11 protein-coding genes are annotated in these 16,966 nt (G+C 59.7%); 5 read left to right on the forward strand and 6 right to left on the reverse strand.

The features are described from left to right. Positions 1-238 precede the first annotated feature (238 nt). Together rlmKL and ACIOMO_RS10760 are read left to right on the forward strand one after the other, a co-directional pair. Positions 239-2,509: a bifunctional 23S rRNA (guanine(2069)-N(7))-methyltransferase RlmK/23S rRNA (guanine(2445)-N(2))-methyltransferase RlmL gene (gene rlmKL, locus ACIOMO_RS10755; protein ID WP_053118734.1), complete on the forward strand. Its 2,271-nt coding sequence runs from the start codon at positions 239-241 to the stop codon at positions 2,507-2,509. Between the two features lie 145 nt (positions 2,510-2,654). Beyond that, a complete protein-coding gene (locus tag ACIOMO_RS10760) occupies positions 2,655-5,036 on the forward strand; it encodes a diguanylate cyclase (protein WP_401240520.1) in 2,382 nt (793 codons plus the stop codon). A gap of 116 nt (positions 5,037-5,152) precedes the next feature. Here the strand turns inward: ACIOMO_RS10760 and dacB are convergent, their stop codons facing one another. After that, entirely contained in the window at positions 5,153-6,613 is a 1,461-nt protein-coding gene (gene dacB / locus ACIOMO_RS10765; RefSeq protein WP_053118738.1) for a D-alanyl-D-alanine carboxypeptidase/D-alanyl-D-alanine-endopeptidase, read from the reverse strand. A 233-nt stretch (positions 6,614-6,846) separates the two neighbouring features. On the opposite strand from dacB, the gene ACIOMO_RS10770 reads away from it, so the two are divergent. Continuing rightward, positions 6,847-7,191: a YggL family protein gene (locus ACIOMO_RS10770; RefSeq protein ID WP_007916365.1), complete on the forward strand. Its 345-nt coding sequence runs from the start codon at positions 6,847-6,849 to the stop codon at positions 7,189-7,191. Between the two features lie 135 nt (positions 7,192-7,326). Here the strand turns inward: ACIOMO_RS10770 and ACIOMO_RS10775 are convergent, their stop codons facing one another. Beyond that, positions 7,327-8,517 (reverse strand): benzoate/H(+) symporter BenE family transporter, encoded by a 1,191-nt coding sequence (locus ACIOMO_RS10775; RefSeq protein ID WP_311886325.1) that lies wholly within the window; start codon positions 8,515-8,517, stop codon positions 7,327-7,329. Between the two features lie 336 nt (positions 8,518-8,853). Between ACIOMO_RS10775 and ACIOMO_RS10780 the strand changes: the two genes are divergently transcribed. Beyond that, entirely contained in the window at positions 8,854-9,618 is a 765-nt protein-coding gene (locus ACIOMO_RS10780; RefSeq protein ID WP_401240524.1) for a GntR family transcriptional regulator, read from the forward strand. A 253-nt stretch (positions 9,619-9,871) separates the two neighbouring features. Here ACIOMO_RS10780 and guaD read toward each other — a convergent pair whose 3' ends face one another. The 4 genes from guaD to xdhA all read right to left on the reverse strand — a co-directional run bounded on the left by guaD (position 9,872) and on the right by xdhA (position 16,014). Next, positions 9,872-11,176 carry a guanine deaminase gene (gene guaD / locus ACIOMO_RS10785; protein ID WP_159813696.1) on the reverse strand — a complete coding sequence of 435 codons (1,305 nt, stop codon included), beginning with the start codon at positions 11,174-11,176 and terminating at the stop codon, positions 9,872-9,874. Positions 11,177-11,189: 13 nt separating this feature from the next. After that, positions 11,190-12,047, reverse strand: coding sequence for a xanthine dehydrogenase accessory protein XdhC (xdhC, locus tag ACIOMO_RS10790; RefSeq protein WP_053118745.1), 858 nt, complete (start codon positions 12,045-12,047; stop codon positions 11,190-11,192). Between the two features lie 126 nt (positions 12,048-12,173). After that, positions 12,174-14,567 carry a xanthine dehydrogenase molybdopterin binding subunit gene (gene xdhB, locus ACIOMO_RS10795; protein WP_400754141.1) on the reverse strand — a complete coding sequence of 798 codons (2,394 nt, stop codon included), beginning with the start codon at positions 14,565-14,567 and terminating at the stop codon, positions 12,174-12,176. After that, complete coding sequence (gene xdhA, locus ACIOMO_RS10800; protein ID WP_159813700.1) at positions 14,560-16,014, reverse strand: xanthine dehydrogenase small subunit; 1,455 nt, start codon at positions 16,012-16,014, stop codon at positions 14,560-14,562. Before xdhA ends, xdhB begins: the two co-directional genes overlap by 8 nt. A 290-nt stretch (positions 16,015-16,304) precedes the next feature. Between xdhA and ACIOMO_RS10805 the strand changes: the two genes are divergently transcribed. Further along, positions 16,305-16,964 (forward strand): GntR family transcriptional regulator, encoded by a 660-nt coding sequence (locus ACIOMO_RS10805; RefSeq protein ID WP_053118751.1) that lies wholly within the window; start codon positions 16,305-16,307, stop codon positions 16,962-16,964. Positions 16,965-16,966 lie beyond the last annotated feature (2 nt).

Consider the following 16,966-nt stretch of genomic DNA (forward strand, 5'->3'; position numbering starts at 1 on the left):
TCTTTAGTGAGAATGACCCACGTTTGCGCTGGGGTACTATTCGACGAAGGGTCGCTTTAAGACTTTTTGTTACTCCAACTTTTTTATCTGTCCTTGCATCTAAGCTCTTTTAACCCGAGCAGCGGGGATGGAACGGCACACCTTCGTGCCACGCGGGCGTTCTTTTAGAAAAGCGCCTGATTGAAAACCGGATCGGCAATGCGTTGCCGATTCACTAGCCAAAGGCTTTGGAAATACCATGTCCGACAGTTTCGAACTCTTCCTCACTTGCCCTAAAGGCCTTGAAGGCCTGCTCATCGAGGAAGCCGTCGGGCTTGGCCTTGAAGAAGCACGCGAGCACACCTCCGCCGTGCGTGGCATGGCGACCATGGAAACCGCTTATCGCCTGTGCCTCTGGTCGCGTCTGGCTAACCGCGTGTTGCTGGTGCTCAAACGCTTCCCGATGAAGGACGCCGAAGACCTGTACCACGGCGTCCTCGACGTCGAGTGGCAGGATCACATGCTCAGCGACGGCACTCTGGCCGTTGAATTCAGCGGTCACGGCTCAGGCATCGACAACACCCACTTCGGCGCGCTGAAGGTCAAAGATGCCATCGTCGACAAACTGCGCACGCCGCAGGGCGACCGTCCGTCGATCGACAAGCTCAATCCGGATCTGCGCATTCACCTGCGCCTGGATCGCGGCGAAGCGATTCTCTCCCTCGACCTCTCCGGCCACAGCCTGCACCAGCGCGGCTATCGCTTGCAGCAGGGCGCCGCGCCGCTGAAGGAAAACCTCGCGGCGGCGATCCTGATCCGTTCCGGCTGGCCACGCATTGCGGCCGAAGGCGGCGCGCTGGCTGACCCGATGTGCGGTGTCGGTACGTTCCTCGTCGAAGCAGGGATGATCGCCGCCGATATGGCGCCGAACCTGCGTCGTGAGCAGTGGGGTTTCACTGCCTGGCTCGGTCACGTGCCGGCGCTGTGGAAAAAACTGCATGAAGAAGCCGCTGAACGCGCCGCTGCCGGTCTGGCCAAGCCACCGCTGTGGATTCGCGGTTACGAAGCCGATCCACGTTTGATTCAACCGGGCCGCAACAACGTTGAGCGTGCCGGTCTGAGCGAGTGGATCAAGATCTACCAAGGCGAAGTCGCGACCTTCGAGCCGCGTCCGGATCAGAACCAGAAAGGTCTGGTCATCTGCAACCCGCCGTACGGCGAGCGTCTCGGTGACGAAGCCAGCCTGTTGTACCTCTACCAGAACCTCGGCGAGCGTCTGCGTCAGGCTTGCCTGAACTGGGAAGCAGCGGTGTTCACCGGCGCGCCGGATCTCGGCAAGCGCATGGGCATCCGCAGCCACAAACAGTATTCGTTCTGGAACGGCGCGCTGCCGTGCAAGCTGCTGTTGATCAAAGTCGTGCCGGATCAGTTCGTCACTGGCGAGCGTCGTACGCCGGAACAGCGTCAGGCCGAGCGCGAGCAAGCGGCTTACGATCAAACCCCGGATGAGCCGCAAGAGCGCAAGTTCAACAAGAACGGCAACCCGATCAAACCGACGCCAGCCCCGGCACCGGTGATCGAGCAGCCGCGCTTGAGCGAAGGCGGGCAGATGTTTGCCAACCGTCTGCAAAAAAATCTCAAGGCGATGAGCAAGTGGGTCAAGCGCGAAGGCATCGATTGCTACCGCGTCTACGATGCCGACATGCCTGAGTACGCGATGGCGATCGATCTGTATCACGACTGGGTGCACGTGCAGGAATACGCCGCGCCGAAGTCGATCGATCCGGAAAAAGCCTCGGCGCGCATGTTCGACGCACTGGCAGCGATTCCGCAGGCGCTGAACGTCGACAAGAGCCGCGTGGTGGTCAAACGCCGTGAGCGCCAGAGCGGCACCAAGCAGTACGAGCGTCAGAGCGCGCAGGGCAAGTTCAATGAAGTCACCGAGGGTGGCGTGAAGTTGCTGGTCAACCTCACCGACTACCTCGACACCGGCCTGTTCCTCGATCACCGCCCAATCCGCATGCGCATTCAGAAAGAGGCCGAGGGCAAGCGTTTCCTCAATCTGTATTGCTACACCGCGACCGCCAGCGTGCACGCAGCCAAGGGCGGCGCGCGCAGCACCACCAGCGTCGACCTGTCGAAAACCTACCTCGACTGGGCGCGCCGCAACCTGTCGCTGAACGGTTTCTCGGACAAGAACCGTCTGGAGCAGGGCGACGTGATGGTCTGGCTGGAAAGCTGCCGTGAAGAGTACGACCTGATCTTCATCGATCCGCCGACCTTCTCCAACTCCAAGCGCATGGAAGGCATCTTCGACGTGCAGCGTGATCAGGTGCAGTTGATCGACCTGGCCATGGCGCGTCTGGCGCCGGGCGGCGTGTTGTACTTCTCCAACAACTTCCGCAAGTTCCAGTTGGAAGAGAACCTGACCGAGCGTTACGCGGTCGAGGAAATCAGCGCACAGACCATTGATCCGGATTTCGCCCGCAACACCAAGATCCACCGCGCCTGGAAAATAACGGCTCGTTGACGCTTCGCCAGACTGGATCCACAGAGCCTTGATTTTTAAAGGCTCTTGGATCCAGTCAGCGCTAGCCAAATTAATGGCTAATAGCTATAACTCAACCCATGGCCAAGGGGTTTTTCCCGGAACATTGGCGTAGTGAGTTGTCCTTATGTCGTTGCACCCCGTGCGCCCGAAGATACTGGGTTTTATCAGCGAAGAAGTCTCGGCCTGGCTGGTCGCGCTGCTGGTATTGCTCGCCGGCGGGATTCTCACGGGGCTGCTCGCCTGGGCCACACTCAATGAATTTCACCAGCAATTGCGTCAGCGATTTCAGCTGCTGACCAATGAACGTTACAGCCGCATCGAAGAACGCTTCGAGGATCAAGAGCAACGCCTCGACGGTCTGCGTCGTTTCTTCTCCAATTCTGAATCGGTGTCCCGCGCCGAATTCGACGGTTACACCCAACCTCTGTTACTGCGTACTCAAGCCTATTCGTTCGCCCTCAAGGTCAGTGGCGCCGAGCGCGCGGCGTTTGAGCAGCGCGTGCGGGATGACGGCTTGGGCGATTTCACCATTCGCGAACTGAATGTCCATGGCGAATTGCAACTGGCTGCGTCCCGCGATGAATACGTGCCGGTGCTGTACAGCCAGACCCAGAGCAGACTCGGCTCGCCTTTGGGTTACGACTTGCTCGCGCAACCGATGCGCCGTGACACGCTGATGCGTGCCGATCAGTTGAACAATCTGGCGGTGTCGCAACCGTTGCACCTGGTCAGCACCGAACCGTCCTACGCACGCGGTGTGTTGTTAGTGGCTCCCGTCGTCCACGAGGGTGAGCAGCAGTCGTTCGGTTATGTCGCGGCGGTGATCAGCATGCGCCAGCTGCTCGCCGACGGTTTGCCGGACGCGTTTCATGACTATCTGTCGGTGCGCATTCTCGATCTGTCGACCAATGATCAGCACGAAGTGTTGTTCGAATCGACCAATGAGCCGGCGCCGAGTGACTTGTCTGCGACTCGCCTGTTGCGAATGGCCGATCACGACTATCAAGTCGATATCCTGCCGAGTGAAGCGTTTATGCAGGCCAACCATTCGTCGGTTGGCAGCATTGTGATTCTCGGTGGGCTGTTGAGTGTTTTACTCAGTGCGCTGCTGTATGTGCTGGTCAGTCAGCGTCAGCGCGCGGTGCGCATGGTCGAGCAACGCACCGAGGAGCTGCACGCCAGCGAACAGGAATTGCGCGGCACCCATGGTCAGTTGCGCGGGGTGCTTAACGCGGCGACACAAGTGGCAATCATCGCCACCGACCTGCGCGGGGTGATCAGCACCTTTAATCCCGGCGCCGAGCAAATGCTCGGTTACAGCAGCGCTGACGTTATCGGCCACATGACCCTGGAAAACCTGCATCTGCCGCGAGAACTCGCCACACGTTCGGCGGAGTTGAGCGCGCGTTACGGCAAAAGCATTCCGACTTGCCACGCGATGCTGGTTGAGGGCGGCGAAGTCGGTGGTCATGAAGCGCGCGAGTGGACGTTGGTGCGCAGCGATGGCAGTCATCTGCCAGTGAACATGCTCGCCACCCCGGTGCTCGACGAGCAGGGGCTTTGGGTCGGGCATCTGGCTATCTGCATCGACATCACCGAGCGCAAGCGTGTGCACGAGGCGCTGGCGGCACGGGATGTGTTGCTGAAGAAGCTCAGCGCCCACGTCCCCGGCGGCATTTACCAGTTCAAGATGGAATTCGACGGGCGCTTCAGCGTGATTTACGCCAGTGACGGCATTCGTGAAATCTACGAACTGGAGCCGGATATTCTGCTACTGAATGCCGAGGCGATCTTCACCCGCATTCATCCGCAGGACACCACGCGGGTGCGCGCTTCGATCCGTGAGTCGGCGGACAACCTCAGCCCGTGGCGCGAGGAATACCGCGTGCAACTGCCCGAGCGCGGCCTGCGTTGGGTGCGCGGCGAGGCAACGCCGGAAGAGCTGCCGGGCGGTGGAGTGTTGTGGCATGGCTATATTTCCGACATTTCCGACCTCAAACGCGTCGAGGAAGAACTGCGTGCGCTGTCGGTGACGGACTCGCTGACCGGCATTCATAACCGTCGTTATTTCCAGGAACGCCTGACCACTGAAATGGCTCGGGTCGAGCGTGGCGGCGGCGAGTTGTCGGTGATCATGCTCGACATCGACCACTTCAAACGCATCAACGACCAGTACGGGCATGCCGTGGGCGATCGGGTTTTGCAGGCGGTGTGCGAGCGCATTGGCCACCGGTTACGGCGCACCGATGTGTTCTGCCGTTTGGGCGGCGAGGAATTCATGGTGCTGTGCCCGGACATCGACGGCGAACATGCGCACATGCTGGCGGTTGAGCTGTGGCAGGGCTTGCGGGGCGCGCCGGTGGATGTGGTCGGCGTAGTCACAGCGAGTTTCGGCATCGCCAGTTGGCGCACGGGAGAGGGCGCGGATGCGCTGCTGCTACGTGCGGATTCCGGGGTGTACGCGGCAAAACAGGGCGGCCGCGATCGCGTCGAGCAGATGAGCTAACGCCAAAGCCTTGCTCCTACAGAAGATCAAAAGATCGCAGCCTTCGGCAGCTCCTACATGTTCACCTGTAGGAGCTGCCGAAGGCTGCGATCTTTTACTTTTTTGCTTTTTTGCTTTTAGAGCACTGATGCAGTCTGCGGTAGCTTCGGCTGGCGATACAGATCCAGCAGCACCTGATCCAGTACCGACGAGGCGCCAAACGGGGCTTTGTCGTTGAGGATCGCCACCACCGCCCAGGTATTGCCATTGACGTCGCGGCTGAAGCCGGCAATCGCCCGCACGGTGTTCAAGGTGCCGGTCTTGACGTGCGCTTCGCCGCGCATTGCGGTGGTTTTCAGGCGTTTACGCATGGTGCCGTCGGTGCCAGCGATCGGCAGCGAGCTGATGTATTCAGCGGCATACGGGCTGTGCCACGCGGCTTGCAGCATGTTCGCCATTTCACGGGCGCTGACGCGTTCAGCGCGGGACAGACCGGAGCCGTTCTCCATCACCAGGTGCGGCGCGGTGATGCCTTTCTTCGCCAGCCACTGACGGACGACGCGTTGCCCAGCCTTGGCATCATCGCCGTCGGCGTCGTTGCGGAATTTCTGGCCGAGGCTCAGGAACAGCTGCTGGGCCATGGTGTTGTTACTGTATTTGTTGATGTCGCGAATGATCTCGGCCAGATCCGGCGAGTAAGCGCGAGCCAGCAGTTTGGCGTTGCTTGGCGTGGTCGCGAGGCGATCGCGGCCCTGAATGCTGCCGCCCAGTTCTTTCCAGATCGCGCGCACGGCGCCGGCGGTGTAAGTCGCGTGGTCGAGCAGCGACAGATAAGTCTGCGAGCTGCAGCCTTCGCCCAACTGGCCGCCAACGGTCACGGTCACGCTGCCATCGGCTTGCGGCACCGGGTTGTAGCGCACGCCGCCGGTGCATTGCTTCGACGGCAGGGCTTTGACGGTGTTTTCGATGTGGATGCTGGCAATCGGCGGCTCGACCGAGATCAGTACGCGGCCACCGTCATTGCGCGCGACAAAGCGCAGGGCTTTGAGGTTGACCAGCAGCGAATCCGGCTTGACCAGGAACGGTTTGTTCTCGTCATTGCCGTCATCGTTGAATTCCGGCAGTTGCGGCTGGATAAAGAAGTTGCGGTCGAGCACCAGATCACCGGTGATCTGCGTCACGCCGTTGGCGCGCAGGTCGCGCATCAGCAGCCAGAGTTTTTCCATGTTCAGCTTCGGATCGCCGCCACCCTTGAGGTAGAGGTTGCCGTTGAGAATGCCGCCGCTCAGTGTGCCGTCGGTGTAGAACTCGGTTTTCCACTGATGATTGGGGCCGAGCATTTCCAGCGCCGCGTAGGTGGTCACCAGTTTCATGGTCGAGGCCGGATTGACCGACACGTCGGCGTTGAACACGGTCGCCGTGCCCGGGCCGTCGAGCGGCACCATCACCAGCGACAGGGCGCTAGGCTGCAATTTGCTTGCCTTGAGGGCTTTTTCGACGTTCGGGGTGAGGGAAGTATTGATGGTGGCAGCGGAAACAGGCAGGGCCAGAGGCAGAAGAAGGCCGGCGAGAAACAGTGGACGCAACGATTTGATCATATGAAATAAAACCCTACAGCCGAGGGGAAAAAGACGAGGACATGGATGAAAAGGTCCTCAGTGGTCACGAAAGTGTCGGCATTATGCCCCAAGGTGTAACCGATTGTGGCTTCCTCGGGGTGGCGATTCGTTGATTTTTTTACAGGCGGTCGGCCTCTGTGTCCAGAGAGGCGGGCAAACGATTGCTGAAACTGGTAAAGTGCCCGCCGTATTTACTTAAGAGGATTGTTCCAATGGCGACTAACCGTTCCCAGCGTCTGCGCAAAAAACTGTGCGTTGATGAATTTCAAGAGCTGGGTTTCGAACTGAACCTGGACTTCAAAGAAGACTTGTCCGAAGAAGCCATTGACGCTTTCCTCGAAGCATTCATCAAAGAAGCCATGGAAGCCAACGGTCTGGGTTATGTTGGCGGCGACGACTTCGGTCTGGTTTGCCTGCAGAAGCGTGGCTCGGTCAACGAAGAGCAGCGCGCTGCCGTTGAAGCCTGGCTGAAAACCCGCTCCGAGCTGACCAAGTATGAAGTCAGCCCGTTGCTGGACGTTTGGTATCCGGAAAAGCCGATCAACGCGGCTAAGTGATACTGACAAAAACGGCGACCTGAGGGTCGCCGTTTTTTTTGGTCGATCAAAAGATCGCAGCCTCGTTTCACTCGACAGCTCCTACAGGGGAGCGCGATCTCCTGTAGGAGCTGCCGAAGGCTGCGATCTTTGCTTTTAAGCTTTGCGCCAGTTCAAAATCAGCAGCGTCAAAACCCCCGCAACAATCCCCCAAAACGCCGACCCGATAGAAAACAGCGTCAACCCCGACGCCGTGACCATAAAGGTAATCAGCGCCGCTTCCCGCTCCTTCACCTCGGTCATGGCAATGCTCAAGCCATTGATGATCGAGCCGAACAGCGCCAGCGCGGCAATCGACAACACCAATTCTTTCGGCAACGCTGCAAACAAGGCCGCCAATGTCGCGCCGAACACCCCGGCAATCCCGTAGAAAATCCCGCACCACACCGCTGCCGTGTAGCGCTTGTTGCGATCTTCATGGGCGTGCGGCCCGGTGCAAATCGCCGCGCTGATCGCCGCGAGGTTGATGCCGTGGGAGCCAAACGGTGCCAGCAACAGCGAGGCGATGCCGGTGGTGGTGATCAGTGGCGAGGCGGGGACGGTGTAGCCATCGGCGCGTAAAACGGCGATGCCGGGCATGTTCTGCGAGGTCATCGCCACGACGAACAGCGGGATGCCGATGCTGATGGTCGCCGCCAGCGAGAAATGCGGCGTCGTCCACACGGGCGTCGCCACTTCCAGATGAAAACCGCTGAAATCCAGCAGCCCCATGAAGCCCGACAGTGCGGTGCCGATCAGCAGCGCAGCGAGCACGGCATAACGCGGCGACAGGCGCTTGACCACTAAATAGGTGAAAAACATCCCCAGCACCAAACCCGTGCGGTGCTGCGCAGCGACGAAGATTTCGCTGCCGATCTTGAACAGAATCCCCGCCAACAACGCCGCCGCCAGGGATGCCGGGATCTTTTTTACCAGCCGTTCGAAGCTGCCGGTCAGGCCACAAATGGTCACCAGCACGGCGCAAGTGATGTAGGCGCCGATGGCTTCGCCATAACTGACGCCGCCCAGGCTGGTGATCAGCAACGCCGCGCCGGGTGTCGACCAGGCGATGGTGATTGGCGTGCGATAGCGCAGCGACAGGCCGATCGAACACACCGCCATGCCGATCGAAATCGCCCAGATCCACGAAGAAATCTGCCCGCTGGTCAGGCCCGCCGCTTGCCCGGCCTGGAACATCAGCACCAGGGAGCTGGTGTAGCCGGTCATCATCGCGATGAAACCGGCGACGATCGCTGATGGTGACGTGTCGGCCAGAGGGCGCAGTTGCGTGTGCGTGGCGTCGTTCATGACGGCGGTGTTCCTTCTACAGATAGTATTCCCCTGTAGGAGCTGCCGAAGGCTGCGATCTTTTGATCTTTCTTCTAGAAAATCAAAATCAAAAGATCGCAGCCTTCGGCAGCTCCTACATTGAGATAGAGACGGGCGGCGGATTTCGGGATCAAGCCTAAACTCAATCGTAACGGATCGTTGCAATACAGCCGAACTCACAAACAGCCGTACAGTCGTGTTGCCACCATCCATTGTGTACAATCGCGGTGTTTTTTACGCGATACTTGCCAGCGACCTACTGTGCCGTATTACAGTCACGGTCTATTCGCCGCAGTTCTCCCGACTCGAGTGCCCATGAACGAACAGTTGCAACCCCTCAAGAAACAACCGCGAGCAGGCAAAGCCGGCCGCAGCGGAACCCAGGACGATATTGTCTACGCGCATATCTTCGAGGCCATCCTCGAACAGCGTCTGGCGCCCGGCACCAAGTTGAGCGAAGAAGCGCTGGGGGAAATCTTTGGGGTCAGCCGCACCATCATTCGCCGTGCGCTGTCGCGTCTGGCCCATGAAGGCGTCGTGCTGTTGCGGCCGAATCGTGGCGCCGTCGTCGCCAGCCCGAGCGTTGAAGAAGCGCGGCAGGTGTTCCTCGCCCGTCGCTTGGTCGAGCGCGCGATCACTGAACTGGCGGTGCAACACGCCACCGCCGAGCAGATCGCCGAGCTGCGGCAGATGGTCAACGATGAGCGCGACAGCTTCTCGCGCGGTGATCGCGGCGCCGGTATTCGTCTGTCGGGCGAATTCCACCTGAAACTGGCGGAAGCGGCGATGAACGCGCCGTTGATCAGCTTCCAGCGCAGCCTGGTGTCGCAGACGTCGCTGATCATTGCCCAGTATGAAAGCGGCAACCGTTCGCACTGTTCCTACGACGAACACACCCAGTTGATCGACGCGATTGAAAAGCGCGACGGCGATCTGGCGGTGCGTTTGATGATGCATCACATGGATCACATCGACAGCAAGCTCAACCTCGACGAAGAAAGCGCGTCGGATGATTTGCATGCGGTGTTCTCGCATTTGTTGCAGACCAAGAAGCCAGGGCGCCCTGCAGCAAAGATCTAAAGATCGCAGCCTTCGGCAGCTCGTACAGGAGCGTGCGATCCAATGTAGGAGCTGCCGTGTTGCGATCTTTTGATCGTCCTGACAGGCAATAAAAATCCCCCGGGGTGAACACCACCGGGGGATTTTTTTATGCCTGATCGTTCCCACGCTCCGCGTGGGAATGCCTCTAGGGACGCTCCGCGTCCAGTGACGCGGAGCGTCACGGGGCTGCATTCCCACGCAGAGCGTGGGAACGATCATGGAGTAGGGTGGATTAGCGCTGATGCACCAGCGCACCCGCCGCATACGTCTGCTGCACCGTACGATCATCACCCAGCGTCATCAACACAAACAACGACTCGGCAATGTTGTTGGCCTGCTTCAAGCGATAGCTCAGCAGCGGCGTCGCGTTGTAGTCCAGCACCAGGAAGTCAGCGTCGGAACCCGGTTGCAGGTTGCCGATCTTGTCTTCCAGACGCAGCGCCCGTGCGCCACCCAGCGTCGCCAGATACAGCGACTTGAACGGGCTCAACCGCGCGCCTTGCAGTTGCATCACTTTGTACGCTTCGTTCAGCGTTTGCAGCAGCGAAAAACTGGTGCCGCCGCCGACGTCAGTGCCCAGACCGACGTTGAGTTTGTGCTTCTCGGCCATCGGCAGATTGAACAGGCCGCTACCCAAGAAGAAGTTCGACGTCGGGCAGAACGAGATCGCCGAGCCGGTTTCCGCCAGACGCGCGCATTCGTCGTCGCACAAGTGCACGCCGTGAGCGAACACCGAGCGCTCGCCGAGCAATTTGTAATGGTCGTAAACGTCGAGGTAGCCCTTGCGCTCCGGGAACAGCTCCTTGACCCACTCGATTTCCTTGAGGTTTTCGCTGATGTGGGTCTGCATGTACAGATCCGGGTATTCAGTCAGCAGTTGCCCGGCGAGGGTCAGTTGCTCCGGGGTGCTGGTCGGTGCGAAACGCGGGGTCACCGCGTAGTGCAAGCGACCCTTGCCGTGCCAGCGCTCGATCAGCGCTTTGCTTTCGACGTAGCTGGATTCGGCGGTATCGGTCAGATAATCCGGCGCGTTGCGGTCCATCATCACCTTGCCGGCGATCATGCGCAGATCGAGCTGCTCTGCCTTTTCAAAGAACGAATTCACCGACTGCGGATGCACGCTGCCGAACACCAGCGCGGTGGTGGTGCCGTTGCGCAGCAGTTCCTTGATGAAAATGTCGGCGACGTCATCAGCATGGGCCTTGTCGCCGAACTGGCTTTCGCACGGGAAGGTGTAGGTGTTCAGCCAGTCGAGCAGTTGTTCGCCGTAGGCGCCGACCATGCCGGTTTGCGGCAAGTGAATGTGCGTGTCGATGAAGCCCGGGGTGATCAGGGCGTCCTGATATTGGGTGATTTCGATGTCCGCCGGCAGGGTCGGCAGCAAATCACTGGCGTGGCCAAGGGCGCTGATCTTGCCGCCATCGACCACCAGCAGGCCATCCTCGAAATACTCGTAGGAGGCTTCGATCCCGACTTCGGCGGGGTCGGCAATGCTGTGCAGGATGGCGGCGCGGTAGGCTTTGCGAGTCAGAGGCATGAGGGTTCTCTAATCAGTTTGAGGCTTTGAGTTTGGCGGCCTGACTGCGCCGCGAAACCGGCAGCAGTTTGGCAATCGGTTCGGCGCTGGCAGTCTGCTGGCCGAAGTTGGCGTTATAGGTGGCGATGATTTCGCCGGCGATGGAGATGGCGATTTCCACAGGCAGTTTGCCTTTGACTTCGCCGATGCCCATCGGGCAGCGCATGCGTTGCACGACGCCACTGTCGAAACCGCGATCACGCAGACGGTGTTCGAACTTCGCGCGTTTGGTCTTCGAACCAATCAGGCCGAAGTAGGCGAAGTCGTTGCGTTTGAGAATCGCGGCAGTGAGTTCAAGGTCGAGCTGATGATTGTGGGTCATGACGATGCAATAACTGCCGGCGGGCAGGTCATCGATTTCATCCACGGGTTCTTCGGACACGATTTTACGCACGCCGTGGGGGATGTGTTCGGGGAATTCGGCATCGCGCGAATCGATCCAGCGCACCCGGCAGGGCAGGCTGGCGAGCAGTGGCACCAAAGCGCGGCCAACGTGGCCGGCACCGAACACGGCGATTTGCGCCTGTACCTGGCCCATCGGTTCGAACAGCAACACGGTGGCGCCGCCGCAGCACTGGCCAAGACTCGCGCCGAGGCTGAAGCGCTCCAGATGGGTGTCCTGCTTACCGCTGGCGAGCATGTCGCGGGCGATCTGCATGGCTTTGTATTCCAGATGCCCGCCACCGATGGTGTCGAAACTCTGGTTAGCGCTGATGACCATTTTCGAACCGGCGTTGCGTGGCGTCGAGCCGAGTTCTTCGATGATCGTCACCAGCACACAGGGTTCGCCCTGGTTCTGCAGGTCGGCGAGGGCGTCGATCCAGTTGTACATACACACCTCTCAGATCGTTCCCACGCTCTGCGTGGGAATGCATCACTGGACGCTCCGCGTCCGCTGTTCAGGATGCGACGCAGAGCGTCGCGGGCTGCATTCCCACGCAGAGCTTGGGAACGATCATCAAACAACCTCGGTTTCAGCTTCGACGGCTTTCACCGCCTTCAACTGCCGCATCTGCTCACAACCCCACAACACCCGCTCCGGCGTCGCCGGCGCATCAATCTGCGGCTGATGCTTGTAATCGCCGAGGCTCGCCACGGCATCCTTGATCGCACACCACGAAGCAATCCCGAGCATGAACGGTGGTTCACCGACAGCCTTGGAATGGAACACCGTGTCTTCCGGGTTCTTGCGGTTTTCCACCAGTTTCACCCGCAGATCCAGCGGCATGTCCGCCACGGCCGGAATCTTGTAGCTGGCCGGGCCGTTGGTCATCAGCTTGCCTTTGTTGTTCCAGACCAGCTCTTCCATGGTCAGCCAGCCCATGCCTTGAATGAAACCACCCTCGACCTGACCGATGTCGATGGACGGGTTCAGCGAGGCACCGACGTCGTGAAGAATGTCGGTACGCAGCATCTTGTACTCGCCGGTCAGGGTGTCGACGATCACTTCGCAGCACGCCGCGCCGAAGGCGAAGTAGTAGAACGGACGGCCGCGCGCCTGGCTGCGGTCGTAGTAGATTTTCGGGGTCTTGTAGAAGCCGGTGCTCGACAGCGAGACCTGATTGAAATACGCCTGCTGGATCAGCGCTTCAAAGGTCAGGATGTGGTCGCGAACCCGCACATGGCCGTTGTGGAATTCAACGTCTTCTTCAGTGACTTTGAAGTGACGCGCAGCGAATTCGACCAGACGTTTCTTGATGATTTCTGCCGCGTTCTGCGCCGCTTTACCGTTCAGGTCAGCGCCGCTGGACGCCGCAGTCGGCGAGGTGTTCGGCACTTTGTCGGTGTTGGTCGCGGTGATCTGCACGCGATCGATTTCCACCTGGAACACTTCAGCCACGACCTGCGCAACTTTGGTGTTCAGGCCCTGACCCATTTCGGTGCCGCCATGGTTCAGATGGATGCTGCCATCGGTGTAGATGTGGATCAGCGCGCCGGCCTGGTTCAAGAAACTCGCGGTGAAGGAAATACCGAATTTCACCGGGGTCAGCGCCAGGCCTTTTTTCAGGATCGGGCTGTTGGCGTTGTAGCGACGGATCGCTTCGCGACGCTCGTAGTACTGGCTGCTTTCTTCCAGTTCGGCGGTCATTTCCTCGAGCATGTTGTGCTCGACGGTCTGGTAGTAATGGGTGACGTTGCGCTCGGTCTTGCCGTAGTAGTTGGCCTTGCGCACCGACAGCGGATCGACGTTCAAGTGACGGGCAATCGCGTCCATCACTTCTTCGATCGCGACCATGCCTTGCGGGCCACCGAAACCACGGTAAGCGGTGTTCGACGCGGTGTTGGTTTTGCAGCGGTGACCGTTGATGGTCGCGTCGCCGAGGTAGTACGAGTTGTCCGAGTGGAACATCGCACGGTCAACGATCGAGGCGGACAAGTCCGGCGAGCAGCCGCAGTTGCCGGCCAGATCCATGTTGATCCCGTGCAGGCGCCCGGTGCTGTCGAAGCCAACGTCGTATTCGACGTAGAACGGGTGACGCTTGCCGGTCATCAGCATGTCTTCGACGCGTGGCAGGCGCATCTTGGTCGGCTGACCGGTGAGGTGCGCAACCACCGCGCACAGGCACGCCGGGCTGGCGGCCTGAGTTTCCTTGCCACCGAAACCACCGCCCATGCGGCGCATGTCGACGACGATTTTGTTCATCGACACGTCGAGCACTTCGGCGACCAGTTTTTGCACTTCGGTCGGGTTCTGCGTCGAGCAGTAAACGATCATGCCGCCGTCTTCGGTGGGCATTACCGAGGAGATTTGTGTCTCCAGGTAGAAGTGTTCCTGACCGCCGATGTGCAGCGTGCCTTGAATACGGTGTTCAGCGGTCGCCAGCGCAGAGGCCGAATCGCCGCGCTGGTGGGTGTGGCTGTCGAGCACGAAGTGGCGTTTGCGCAGGGCTTCGACCACGTCGAGCACAGGTTCGAGGTCTTCGTATTCGATGATCGCGGCCATCGCCGCTTTGCGCGCGGTTTCCAGATCTTTCGCCGCAACGGCGAGCACCGGTTGACCAACGAACTGCACGTCATCGATGGCCAGCAACGGATCGCCCGGCATCAACGGGCCGATGTCTTTCAGGCCCGGCACGTCTTCGTGGGTGATGGCGATGCGCACGCCTTCGAAGGCGTAGCACGGCGAAGTGTCGATGCTGATGATTTTCGCGTGGGCGCGGTCTGACATGCGTGCATACAAGTGCAACTGGTTGGGAAATTCCAGGCGGTCATCGATGTACTGCGCTTCACCGGACACGTGCTTGGCGGCGCTGTCGTGCTTGACGCTGCGGCCGACACCGGAGGTCAGATCCTTGGCGAACAATTCAGCCAGTTCAGCTTGGGTTTTTTCTACGCCGTGATGGTTAGACATAAGCGGTCACCCGAGTCTCGATGTGCGGTGTTTGCAGTTCGATGAAGTATTTACGCAGCAGGTTTTGCGCGCTGAGCAGGCGATATTCCTTGCTGGCGCGGAAGTCCGAGAGCGGCGTGAAATCTTCCGCCAGCGCGGCGCAGGCCCGTTCGACCACAGCGTTGTTGAACGGCGCACCGATCAGCGCAGCTTCACAGTGGGCTGCGCGTTTCGGGATCGCGGCCATGCCGCCGAACGCCATACGCGCATCGGTGATCACGCCGTTTTCCACGCGCAGGTTGAACGCGGCGCAGACGGCGGAGATGTCATCGTCCAGACGCTTGGAGACTTTGTAGGCGCGGAACAACTGCTCGGCCGTGGCGCGGGGCACGATGATCTTCTCGATGAACTCACTTTCCTGACGGGCCGTGACTTTGTAATCGATGAAGTAATCGTCGAGGTTCAGGGTGCGGCGGGTTTCACCTTTGCACAGCACAACCTGCGCGCCGAGGGCGATCAGCAGAGGTGGCGAGTCACCGATCGGCGAGGCGTTGCCGATGTTGCCGCCGAGGGTGCCCTGGTTGCGGATTTGCAGGGACGCGAAGCGGTGCAGCAGTTCACCAAAGTCCGGGTACTCGGCGTTCAACGCTTCGTAGCAGTCGGAGAGGGCAGTGGCGGCGCCGATTTCGATGCGGTCATCGAAGGTTTCGATGCGCTTCATTTCCGCGACGTTACCGACGTAGATCATCACCGGCAGGGTGCGGTGGAACTGGGTGACTTCCAGCGCCAGATCGGTACCGCCGGCGAGCAGGCGCGCTTGTGGGTAAGCATCGTAGAGGTCAGCCAGATCGGCGACAGTCAGCGGCACCAGGCAGCGCTTGTCGCCGCTGTTCAGTTCGCCGATATCGGTCGGAGCGATAGCTTTCAGACGAGCAATGGTGTCCGCTTCGCGGGCATCGAACTGATCCGGTTGCTTGCCGCAGCAGGATTGTTCGGCAGCCGCCAGAATCGGCCGGTAGCCAGTGCAGCGGCAGAGGTTGCCGGCCAGCGCTTCGTGGGCCTTGGCGTGATCCGGTGCATCGCTGTTCTTTTGCAGGGCGAACAGCGACATGACGAAGCCGGGAGTGCAGAAACCGCACTGCGAGCCGTGGCACTCGACCATGGCTTTCTGCACGCTGTGCAGTTCACCTTTGTGCTTGAGGTCTTCGACGCTGATCAATTGTTTGCCGTGCAGCGACGAGACAAAGGTCAGGCACGAGTTGAGGCTGCGATAGCGAATGTGTTCGCGGCCATCGTCATCCGTCTGCAACTCGCCGACCACTACGGTGCAGGCGCCGCAGTCACCGCTGGCGCAACCTTCTTTAGTGCCGGATTTACCCACGTGTTCACGCAGGTAATTGAGCACGGTCAGATTCGGGTCCAGGGCGTGCTCGCTACGGAGTTCCTGGTTAAGTAAAAACTGGATCACGGAAGGCCTCGCAGACTCATTATTGTTGTTAACCGACTTGAGCCGAATTTAGCAGGTCTGACTTTTCGGTCAATGGTTTTCTGACTTAAAGGTCAGGAAAATCCATTTCGTCGATCAACAACGTGTCTATTCAGTATTGACCTTCATTGGTCAGCCTGGTTTTTTGTTTGGTTTTCTGAAGAAAACTGCGGGAATCGTGCCAAAAACCGCTGAGTGGGCACTCCGCCATGAGCCCGCATTTGCGCTACACTGCGCCGCTTGTGCAGATCGATAGAGTTTGAAGGACAACCATGACGTTCAAGGCGCCGGACAGCCTCGCCGAGCAAATCGCTCACCACCTCGCCGAACGCATCATTCGTGGCGAAATGAAGCCGGGAGAGCGCATCCAGGAACAAAAGGTCACGCTGGCCCTCAATGTCAGTCGCGGCTCCGTTCGTGAAGCCTTGCTGATCCTTGAACGCCGCCACCTGATCGCGATCCTGCCGCGTCGTGGTGCGCACGTCACCGAAATGACGCCGCACAAGGTGCAGAGCCTGTGCACGCTGATGAGCGAGCTGTACATCCTGCTCGGCAACTCGGTGGCCAATGGCTGGCAAGTCCAGTCGGACATGGCGCCGTTCGTGCAGATCCAGCAGCGCCTGACCGCCAGCTACGAGCGTCAGGACATCCGCAGCTTTGTCGATGACAGCTTCAGCGTGATGCGCGCCGCCTATCCGTTTGCCAACAATCCTTACCTGCAAGAAACGGTCGAGAACCTGCAGCCGGCGATGAGCCGCGCCTACTTCCTCGCCCTCGAACAGCGCAAGGCGGAAATGAGCGAGTTCCTCGAACTGTTCGAACGCCTGTTGGCCGCCGTGCTTGCCCGTGATTTGCCGCAGATCCGCATCGTGCTCACGGCTTACGGCCAGCGCAGCTGCGATCTGGTGGTTGCTGCCTTGACGGGCGCTTAAGC

It is taken from the genome of Pseudomonas sp. NPDC087804, assembly GCF_044742965.1.
GTDB lineage: Bacteria > Pseudomonadota > Gammaproteobacteria > Pseudomonadales > Pseudomonadaceae > Aquipseudomonas > Aquipseudomonas rustica.

What these genes read in the sequence shown, in the direction of transcription:
- rlmKL (WP_053118734.1), top strand. Translation starts at nt 239, where the DNA reads ATGTCCGACAGTTTCGAACTCTTCCTCACTTGCCCTAAAGGCCTTGAA.
- ACIOMO_RS10760 (WP_401240520.1), top strand. Translation starts at nt 2,655, where the DNA reads ATGTCGTTGCACCCCGTGCGCCCGAAGATACTGGGTTTTATCAGCGAA.
- dacB (WP_053118738.1), bottom strand. Translation starts at nt 6,613, where the DNA reads ATGATCAAATCGTTGCGTCCACTGTTTCTCGCCGGCCTTCTTCTGCCT.
- ACIOMO_RS10770 (WP_007916365.1), top strand. Translation starts at nt 6,847, where the DNA reads ATGGCGACTAACCGTTCCCAGCGTCTGCGCAAAAAACTGTGCGTTGAT.
- ACIOMO_RS10775 (WP_311886325.1), bottom strand. Translation starts at nt 8,517, where the DNA reads ATGAACGACGCCACGCACACGCAACTGCGCCCTCTGGCCGACACGTCA.
- ACIOMO_RS10780 (WP_401240524.1), top strand. Translation starts at nt 8,854, where the DNA reads ATGAACGAACAGTTGCAACCCCTCAAGAAACAACCGCGAGCAGGCAAA.
- guaD (WP_159813696.1), bottom strand. Translation starts at nt 11,176, where the DNA reads ATGCCTCTGACTCGCAAAGCCTACCGCGCCGCCATCCTGCACAGCATT.
- xdhC (WP_053118745.1), bottom strand. Translation starts at nt 12,047, where the DNA reads ATGTACAACTGGATCGACGCCCTCGCCGACCTGCAGAACCAGGGCGAA.
- xdhB (WP_400754141.1), bottom strand. Translation starts at nt 14,567, where the DNA reads ATGTCTAACCATCACGGCGTAGAAAAAACCCAAGCTGAACTGGCTGAA.
- ACIOMO_RS10805 (WP_053118751.1), top strand. Translation starts at nt 16,305, where the DNA reads ATGACGTTCAAGGCGCCGGACAGCCTCGCCGAGCAAATCGCTCACCAC.